At 65.5% G+C, this 6427-nt stretch carries 8 protein-coding genes; all 8 read left to right on the top strand.

What is annotated here, in order from left to right; all coding sequences use genetic code 11:
- Positions 1 to 276 precede the first annotated feature (276 nt).
- Positions 277 to 1245: a metallophosphoesterase family protein gene (locus tag AC2VOU_RS00270; RefSeq protein WP_486955546.1), complete on the top strand. Its 969-nt coding sequence runs from the start codon at positions 277 to 279 to the stop codon at positions 1243 to 1245.
- Positions 1246 to 1249: 4 nt separating this feature from the next.
- Complete coding sequence (pptT, locus tag AC2VOU_RS00265) at positions 1250 to 1924, top strand: 4'-phosphopantetheinyl transferase PptT (RefSeq protein WP_486955545.1); 675 nt, start codon at positions 1250 to 1252, stop codon at positions 1922 to 1924.
- Positions 1921 to 2799, top strand: a complete 879-nt coding sequence (truB, locus tag AC2VOU_RS00260) for a tRNA pseudouridine(55) synthase TruB (protein WP_486955544.1) — start codon at positions 1921 to 1923, stop codon at positions 2797 to 2799. The genes pptT and truB overlap by 4 nt, the downstream gene beginning before the upstream one ends.
- A gap of 148 nt (positions 2800 to 2947) precedes the next feature.
- A complete protein-coding gene (locus AC2VOU_RS00255; RefSeq protein WP_486955543.1) occupies positions 2948 to 3529 on the top strand; it encodes a TetR/AcrR family transcriptional regulator in 582 nt (193 codons plus the stop codon).
- A 99-nt stretch (positions 3530 to 3628) separates the two neighbouring features.
- Entirely contained in the window at positions 3629 to 4834 is a 1206-nt protein-coding gene (locus AC2VOU_RS00250; protein ID WP_486955547.1) for a lipid-transfer protein, read from the top strand.
- Between the two features lie 23 nt (positions 4835 to 4857).
- The gene (locus AC2VOU_RS00245) at positions 4858 to 5307 is read left to right on the top strand and encodes a type II toxin-antitoxin system Rv0910 family toxin (protein WP_486955542.1); all 450 of its coding nucleotides are present in this window, start codon (positions 4858 to 4860) and stop codon (positions 5305 to 5307) included.
- Positions 5308 to 5310: 3 nt separating this feature from the next.
- Positions 5311 to 6180: a MaoC/PaaZ C-terminal domain-containing protein gene (locus AC2VOU_RS00240; protein ID WP_486955541.1), complete on the top strand. Its 870-nt coding sequence runs from the start codon at positions 5311 to 5313 to the stop codon at positions 6178 to 6180.
- A gap of 21 nt (positions 6181 to 6201) precedes the next feature.
- On the top strand, positions 6202 to 6427 hold a 226-nt coding region (locus AC2VOU_RS00235; protein WP_486955540.1), incomplete at its 3' end, for an SDR family NAD(P)-dependent oxidoreductase.

Raw genomic sequence — 6427 nt, 5'->3', positions numbered from 1 at the left:
GCCATCGGGGCGGCCGTGGACCGCAGGTCCACCCTGGGGCCGCCGACGGTGGCCGGCGGCGCGCTCTGCCACGTCACGACCACCGCCGTGAACAAGGCGCCGAACGCTGCCAGCAGGCGCAGCTTGCCGACCATCGGGCCCCCTCGGGTCATGTGACTTCTGCGGGGAGTTTACAAGTCAGACCCGCGCCGCCACAGAGTAAACGAGAACCTGTTCTAGTCCATTGCGCCGCCACGCCGGCAGAGCGACAACGACCAGCCGTTAGGCTGGGGAGTCGTGGCTTGGCAAGAACACGGGCAGCAGCCCCCGACCGCACGACAGCCGACGCTGTGGGCGGTATCGGATTTGCACACCGGCCACGTGGGCAACAAACCGGTCACCGAGTCGCTGTATCCGTCGACGCCGGACGACTGGCTGATCGTGTGCGGTGATGTCGCCGAACGGACCGATGAGATTCGCTGGGCGCTGGACCTGCTGCGACGTCGGTTCGCCAAGGTGATCTGGGTGCCCGGCAACCATGAGCTATGGACCACGAACAAAGACCCGATGCAGATCTTCGGCCGGGACCGCTACGACTATCTGGTCAACATGTGTGACGAGTTGGGTGTGGTGAGCCCCGAGCATCCCTACCCGGTGTGGACCGAGCGGGGCGGCCCGGCGACCATCGTGCCGCTGTTCTTGCTCTACGACTATTCGTTCCTGCCAACGGGCGCGACGACGAAAGCCGAGGGTCTGGCGATCGCGCGGGAGCGCAATGTGGTGTGCACCGACGAATTCCTGCTCTCCCCGGAGCCCTACCCCACGCGCGAGGCGTGGTGCCAGGAGCGCGTCGCGGCCACCCGCAAGCGTCTCGACGACCTGGACTGGATCAACCCGACCGTGTTGGTCAACCATTTCCCGATGGTCCGCCAGCCCTGCGACGCCTTGTTCTTCCCGGAGTTCTCGCTGTGGTGTGGAACCACCCAGACCGCGGACTGGCACACCCGCTACGACGCCGTGTGTTCGGTCTACGGGCACCTGCACATTCCGCGGACCACCTGGTATGACGATGTGCGCTTCGAAGAGGTGTCGGTGGGCTATCCACGCGAGTGGCGCCGCCGCAAGCCCTACAGCTGGCTGCGCCAGGTGCTGCCCGATCCGAAGTATGCACCCGGCTATCTCAACGACTTCGGCGGGCACTTCGTCATCACCGAGGAGATGCGGGCTCAGGTTCAGCAGTTCCGCGACCGGCTGCGTCAGCGGTAGGCCGATGACGCTGACCACCTTGATGTCTGCGGTGCTGCCCAGCGCCGCCGACCTGGCCTGCGCCGAATTGTATTCCGATCCGCCGGGATTGGCGCCGATGGCCGAAGAAGAACCACTGATCGAGCGGTCGGTGGCCAAGCGGCGCAACGAGTTCGTCACCGTCCGTTACTGCGCACGTATTGCGTTGGGCGAGCTCGGATTTCCACCGGTTCCGATTCTCAAGGGGGAGAAGGGCGAGCCCTGCTGGCCCGACGGCGTGGTCGGCAGCATCACCCACACCGCGGGTTATCGCGGCGCGGTGGTCGGTCTCAACCGGGCGGTCCGCTCGGTGGGGGTGGATGCCGAACCGCATGACGTCCTGCCGGACGGTGTGCTCGACGCGATCAGCCTGCCCGCCGAGCGTGCCGAGATCGCGGCCCTGCCCGCGGGTATGCATTGGGACCGAATTTTGTTCTGCGCCAAGGAGGCAACCTACAAGGCTTGGTTCCCGTTGACCAAGCGTTGGCTCGGCTTCGAAGACGCGCACATCATCTTCACCGTCGACGAATCCGGCTCCGTCGGCGGGTTCGAATCCACGATTCTGATCGACGGAGGCACGCTTTCGGGGCCGCCGTTGCGCACCCTGGCCGGGCGGTGGTCGGTGGCCCGCGAGTTGGTGCTCACCGCGATCACCTTATGACTGCGGGTCTTGTCGTCGTCGACAAGCCGGCCGGCATGACGAGTCATGATGTGGTGGGCCGCTGCCGGCGCATTTTCGGCACCCGCCGAGTGGGGCATGCCGGGACGCTGGATCCGATGGCAACCGGAGTCCTGGTGATCGGGATCGACCGGGCGACCAAGATCCTCGGCCTGGTGACCGAAACCGCGAAGTCTTACACGGCCACGATCAGGCTTGGCCAGGCCACGTCCACCGAGGACGCGGAAGGCGAAATCACGCAACAGATTTCGGCTCAGGACGTTACCGACGACGCTATCGAGGCGGCGATCGCGAGACTGCGCGGCGATATCGCGCAGGTCCCGTCGGCGGTCAGCGCCATCAAGGTCGGCGGGCAGCGCGCCTACCGGTTGGCCCGCGAGGGCCACACCGTCGAACTGGCTGCCCGGCCGGTGCGCATCGAGCGGTTCGACGTGACTGCGGTGCGTCGCCACGACCAACTGGTCGATGTCTGCGTCGAGGTGGATTGCTCCTCGGGTACCTACATTCGTGCGCTGGCCCGCGATGTCGGCGCGACGCTGGCGGTCGGCGGCCACCTGACTGCGCTGCGACGCACCCGGGTTGGCCGATTCGACTCCGGCCAGGCCGTTTCGCTCGATGATCTGGCCGAACGGCCCGCGCTGAGTGTGACTCTCGACGAGGCGTGTCTACTGCTGTTCGCGCATCGAGCACTTTCCGAAGACGAAGCAGACTCCGTCGCCAACGGGCGCCCGCTGCAATCGGCCGGCATCGACGGCGTTTACGCCGCGCACACCGTCGACGGCCGGGTGATGGCATTGCTGCGCGACGACGGTAGCCGGACCAAGTCGGTCGTCGTGATCCGCCCGGCGAACTTATAACGGCGCGTGGGGGAGCAGCGTGGAGGAGCTTTGTCCGGTAACATTCCAGTGAGAATGTAACTGGACCGAACGGGAGCGGGCGGTAGAAGACGTGACGGAAGTCGGCGAACGACGCGTCAGGCGCACGCAGGCAGAACGCAGCGCCGCCATGCGCACCCGTCTGCTCGACGCGACGATCGAGTGTCTGGTGACCTATGGATACGCCGGCACCACGACACCACGCGTCGCCGAACGCGCCGGGGTCACCCGGGGAGCGCAGATCCACCACTTCCGCTCCAAGGAAGACCTGGTGGTCGCAGCGATCGAGCATCTTGCTCAGCAGCGCGTCCAGGCGGCCATGCGCGAGTTCGGACGGGTGGAAGCCAGTAGTGATCCCGTCTCGACGGTGCTCGATTTCCTCTGGGAGGCCCACCAGGGCCCGATGTTTGTTGCCACGGTGGAACTTTGGGTCGCCGCACGTACCGACTCGGTGCTGGCCGGTCACGTCGAACGGGTGGAGCCGTTGGTCAACAGCACCCTGATCTCGGCAATCGCGCAACTGGTGCCCGATCACGCCATGCGCAAAGATCTGCGCAACTTCGTCTACACCGCGATGGACGCACTGCGGGGGATCCTGCTCGCGAGTTTCGTCGACCGCGACTCCGCTCGCTCGCGCAGGAGATGGGACCGCGCGTGCGAGCAAATGCGGGTCGTTGCCGATGGCCTGCTGACGGCAGATTCGCGCGACTGAGCGCTCGAGTTCCACGACGCCACCGAGCGCCGAGTTACTGACAGCCATCGCCCATTGCAAAGATACAATCAGGTGTGTATGTTTCGTGGCCAAGGGCTAATGCAAGGGAGCGTGATGTCAAACAAGGTCTACGTCATCGGTGTGGGGATGACGAAGTTCGAAAAACCGGGCCGCCGGGAGAACTGGGACTACCCGGACATGGCGCGCGAGTCCGGCACCAAAGCGCTTGACGACGCCGGCATCGACTACCGCCTGATCGAGCAGGGCTACGTCGGATACGTCTACGGCGAATCGACGTCGGGGCAGCGGGCACTCTACGAGTTGGGTCTGACCGGGATCCCGATCGTCAACGTCAACAACAACTGCTCTACCGGGTCGACCGCGTTGTACCTTGCCGCCCAGGCGATTCGCGGCGGGCTGGCCGACTGCACCATCGCACTCGGCTTCGAGAAGATGAAGCCCGGATCGCTGGAGGCGACTTACGACGACCGCACGAACCCGATGGACAAGCACGTCATGGCGATGGCCGAGATATCCGAGGTGCTCTTCCCCGTGGCGCCGTGGATGTTCGGGGCCGCCGCGCGCGAGCACATGCAGCAATATGGCAGCACCGCGGAGCATTTCGCGAAGATCGGCTACAAGAACCACCAGCATTCGGTCAACAATCCCTACGCGCAGTTCCAGGAGGCCTACTCACTCGACGACATCCTGGCGTCGCGGATGATCTACGACCCGCTCACCAAGCTGCAGTGCTCGCCAACCTCCGACGGATCGGGCGCGGCGATCCTGGCATCCGAGGCGTTCGTCGACAAGCACGGCCTGGCCGGCCAGGCGGTGGAGATCGTCGGACAGGCCATGACCACCGACTTCGCCGACAGCTTCGACGGCACCTGCAAGGGGCTGATCGGCTACCACATGAATGTGCAAGCCGCTCAACGGGTTTACGACCAGTCAGGTCTGGGGCCCGAGGAGTTCCAGGTGATCGAGTTGCACGACTGCTTCTCGGCCAACGAACTGCTGCTCTATGAAGCGCTGGGGCTGTGTGCCGAGGGTGAGGCGGCCAAGCTGATCGACAACGGCGACGTCACCTACGGCGGCCGGTGGGTGGTCAACCCGTCCGGCGGACTGATCTCGAAGGGTCATCCGCTGGGGGCCACTGGTCTGGCGCAGTGCGCCGAGCTGACCTGGCAGCTGCGCGGCACGGCCGACAAGCGGCAGGTCGACAACGTCACCGCCGCACTGCAACACAACATCGGGCTCGGCGGCGCCGCGGTCGTCACCGCGTATCAGCGGGCCGAACGCTAAACCACCTTACGAAAGGAACATTCATGGGACACATCGAAGCCACCCGCGAACTGGCGGCCAACCCGGACGCATTGTGGGGAACCGTTAGCGACCTGGCCAACTGGGACAAGTGGTTCACCGTGCACGAGAAGTGGCTCGAGGGGCCGCCGGACACCCTGACCGAAGGCGCCAAGCTGACGGCCAAGATCGTCATGCTGGGGATGGCCAACAAGATCGAGTGGACGATCGAAAAGGTCGATGCGCCGCGCTCGCTGGTCCTCTCGGGAACCGGAATGGCCGGCGTCAAGGCCAAGTTCACCTTCACCATCGACCCTGCCGACAAAGGCTCGAAATTCACGGTTTTCGGCGACTTCGAGGGCGCGATGATCAAGGGCGCGCTGGGCAAGGCCGTGGAGAAGGACGGCGCCAAGCAGCTCACCAAGACGCTCGACCAGTTGGACGCGCTGGCCTCGGCTGGAATGTCGGAGGCTTAACCTGTGACCGAGACGTTGGAATTCGACGACACCGGCCTGGACCGCTGGACCGACGACGAGCGGTTTCACGTCACCCAGGAGCGGCTGGCCGAGTACGCCGCCGCCACCAACGACCCGATCGACGCACACCGCAGCGGGCGCGTTGCGCCACCGGTGTTCGCGATCGTCCCCGTATTCGAGGCGCTGCTCACCCCGGCGGTCGACGTGATGCCGGTCGAGGCCATCCCGCGAGTCGTCCACGGCGAGCAGGATTTTCACTTCCACCGCGCGATTCGTCCCGGGGACAAGCTGGTCTCACGCGGCAAGATGATCGGATATCAGGGATTGGAGAAGGGCACGCGGGCGGCGATCCTGCTCGAATGTCGCACCGAGGACGGCGAACTGGTCAACGAGCAATATGTCACCACGTTTGTGCGGGGCATGACAGTGGCCAAGTCGGTCGGCGTTCTGAGCCCCGAGCACAAGTTCGCCGACAAGCTGCGCGAACGCGCGCCGGTGGCCAAGGTCGTACAGCACGTCGACCACGACCAGACGTTCCGCTACTCGCCAGCGGCCGGTGACCCGATGCCGATCCACCTCGACGAGGAGATCGCCAAGTCCGCGGGTCTGCCCGGGATCATCGCGCACGGGCTGTGCACCATGGCGTTCACCTCGTGGGCGGTGCTGACCGAGCTGGCCGGCTCGGATGTCAACCGGCTCAAGCGGTTTGCGGTCCGCTTCGCCAAGCCGGTGATCCCCGGCGACGACCTGGAGACCCGGATCTGGAAAGTCGGCAGCGAGAACGGAGTCACCACCTACGCATTCGAAACGGCCCGAGGTGACGACGGCCAAGATCTCGTGATCACCGACGGCCTGGCCGTACTGGCCGACTGACGCAAGGAGTCTGACAACACCATGGGTGCATTAGAAGGCCGCGTCGCGGTCATCACCGGTGCGGGTCGCGGCATCGGCCGCGAACACGCCCTGCTGTTCGCCAAGGAAGGCGCCAAGGTCGTCGTCAACGACCTCGGCGGCAGCAACACCGGCGAGGGCGCCGACACCGGCCCGGCGCACGAGGTGGCCGAGGAGATCACCGCCGCCGGCGGCACGGCCGTCGTCAACACCGAGAACGTCTCCACCT

This window comes from Mycobacterium sp. TH-M25, assembly GCF_057473665.1.
This window is presented reverse-complemented; position numbering and strand designations above follow the sequence as displayed.

What these genes read in the sequence shown, in the direction of transcription:
- pptT (WP_486955545.1), top strand. Translation starts at nt 1,250, where the DNA reads ATGACGCTGACCACCTTGATGTCTGCGGTGCTGCCCAGCGCCGCCGAC.
- truB (WP_486955544.1), top strand. Translation starts at nt 1,921, where the DNA reads ATGACTGCGGGTCTTGTCGTCGTCGACAAGCCGGCCGGCATGACGAGT.
- AC2VOU_RS00255 (WP_486955543.1), top strand. Translation starts at nt 2,948, where the DNA reads ATGCGCACCCGTCTGCTCGACGCGACGATCGAGTGTCTGGTGACCTAT.
- AC2VOU_RS00250 (WP_486955547.1), top strand. Translation starts at nt 3,629, where the DNA reads ATGCAAGGGAGCGTGATGTCAAACAAGGTCTACGTCATCGGTGTGGGG.
- AC2VOU_RS00245 (WP_486955542.1), top strand. Translation starts at nt 4,858, where the DNA reads ATGGGACACATCGAAGCCACCCGCGAACTGGCGGCCAACCCGGACGCA.